The sequence below is a fragment of the Kocuria sp. genome, from assembly GCF_030536815.1.
Lineage (GTDB): Bacteria > Actinomycetota > Actinomycetes > Actinomycetales > Micrococcaceae > Kocuria > Kocuria gwangalliensis.
In genome coordinates this window covers 1-2,456 of record NZ_JAUNPE010000250.1, presented here as the reverse complement: position 1 = coordinate 2,456, position 2,456 = coordinate 1, and the positions used below count along the sequence as shown (strand labels likewise).

1 protein-coding gene is annotated in these 2,456 nt (G+C 64.9%); it reads right to left on the bottom strand.

Features of this window, described 5'->3' with window-relative positions; all coding sequences use genetic code 11:
* Window positions 1–3 precede the first annotated feature (3 nt).
* Window positions 4–2,456, bottom strand: a 2,453-nt coding sequence (locus Q4E95_RS12825) for a DUF4040 family protein (protein ID WP_303383671.1), incomplete at its 5' end; no start/stop codon positions are given.

Here is a 2,456-nt window from a genome sequence, read left to right as displayed (position 1 = left end):
CGTTCACCTCGTCCGATTCCTCGGGGTTGTTGGCGTGGTCGCGGGAGTGCTCGCTTGCGGGCGACCCAGTAGGTTGAAGGACGCGAGGATAACGCCAATCACGGCAAGATACACGCCCACGTCGAAGACCAGCGCGGTGGTGGTCTGGTACCCGAAGATCTCGGGGTGCAACGGTCGCAGGAACGAGCCGTCCAGGTAACCCAGGAACCCGGTTCCCACACCCACGGCCACGCCCACCCCGATAAGCAGTAGGTACGGCATCTGTACGCGGGCCGAACGGTCAGAAGGAGCCGCCAGGTAGGCCAGGGCAAAGCCCGCGCCACCCACCAGCGCGGCAATGAAGCCACCGCCGGGTTCGTAGTGACCGCGTAGCAACAGGATCAGGGAACCTGCTACGACGATCGGAGCCAGCAGTTTGGCCGTGGTGCGCACGAACACGGTGTTGTCCCGCGCGTCAATCAGCGGGGAATGGTCCTGAATGTTCGCCGAACGTTCCGGGCTGGGCTTGCGCGCTCGCAGCAGCACAGCAATTGTGATGCCGGCAACGCCCAGCACCGTGAGCTCGCCCAACGTATCCAGGGCGCGGAAGTCCACCAGGATGGTGTTGACCAGGTTGGTTCCGCCGGTCTCGTTGTACCCCTCGGTCAGGTAGTACTCGGAGGCCGGGGACATGTCCCGCCTCCCGGTCAGCCCCCACACGCCCACGGTGGTGGCCAGGCCGGCACCGCCGGCAATCAGCAACGGGATCACGTGTTTGCGCGGGGGAGTCTTCTCGAACGCGGTGGGCAGTCGGCGCAGCAGCAGCACCATGACGCACACGGTCAGGATTTCCACGAGCAGCTGGGTGATGGCCACGTCGGTGGCGCCCAGCTGCAAGAACCACACGGTCATGCCGAAGCCCACCACCCCCGTGACCACGATCGCCGCAATCAGCGTCTTAGCCTGCATCATGGCCACCACACCGCACGCGATGAGCACCACGAGTACCCAGTCGAGCGGGTCGCCGGGTTCGCCCACCACGGCCGGCAGGTCGTCGATGGTCAACACGGCCATTGCTGCGATTGCAATTAGAGCCACGGCCGGGATGGACAAATGCCGGCGCGGGGCAATACTTCCGGTCCAACCGCCGACGACGCCGCCGAACCGGATGGTCTGCTCCCTCGCGGTGTCCACAATGTCCAGTCCGGAGAACGGGAAGTCATAGGGTTTCATGGCGCGGTGCACTCGGTGGCGGGCGAGCACGAGCACGGTACCCATGGAGATGACGATCAGGGAGACGAACAGTTCGGGGACGAAACCGTGCCACAGGGCGAAGTGAGCCGTCACCCCTTCACCCGCGGACGCAGTCGCACCCACCGTGACGAGTTCGTCCAGCAGGAACGGCGTCAGGCCCAGGACCAGCCCGGCAATCGCACCCAATGCCGGGGCACCCCAGAACGCGGGGGAGGCTTCGCGAACCACATCGTGGGAATTTCCGGACTCCCTTGCCCGGCCGCCGAACGCGCCCAGTACGAGCCGCGCCGAGTACGCGAACGTGAAGATCGAGGCAACAGCTGCGACTGCGGTGACGACCCACGGGACCCATTCCGGACCCGGCGCGTCGAGGAACGCCTTGAGCATCGTTTCCTTGCTCACGAATCCGAGCAGCAGCGGCACCCCGGCCATGGATGCGGCGGCCAGACCCATCGCCGTGACCGTAACGGGCATTCGCAACTTCATGTGGGCGAGCTCGCGCATGTCCCGGGTGTGAGCGCTGTGATCGATCACTCCGATCACCATGAACAGCGCGGACTTGAACAGGGCGTGAGCGATCGTGTGTATGACCGCGGCCTTCAGCGCCTCGGGCGTACCGATGCCGATCATCGTGACCAGCAGGCCTAGTTGACTCATGGTCGAATAGGCCAGCAGTTCCTTGAGGTCGTAGCGGCGTAGGGCCGCGATCGCACCGAACAATGCGGTGATCAGACCCGCGGTGACCAGCATGACGTTCCATACGGAGACGTCCGCAAACACGGGGGAGAAGCGCAGCAGCAGGTAGATGCCGGCCTTCACCATGGCCGCGGCATGCAGATACGCAGAAACCGGGGTGATGGCCACCATCGAGTCAGGCAACCACGCCTGGAACGGGAACTGCGCGGACTTGGTGAACGCGGCCATAGCGATCAGCACGGCCACCGATGCGGTCAGTGCTCCGTTGGCGGACCACACGGGATCCACCAGAATTTCGCTCAACCGAGTGGTCCCCGTGGCAACGATCATCACCGTCACCGCGGCCAACAGCAGCAGCCCACCGGCCACTGTGACCAGCAACGTGCGGATTGCGGGTTCGCGCGCACCGGCTCCGGAGCGGGCGATCAGGAAGAACGAGCACAGTGTGGTGGCTTCCCACGCAACATAGAGAACGATCAGATCATCGGCGAGCACCAGCGCCAGCATGGCCGCGGCGAAGCCCGTCA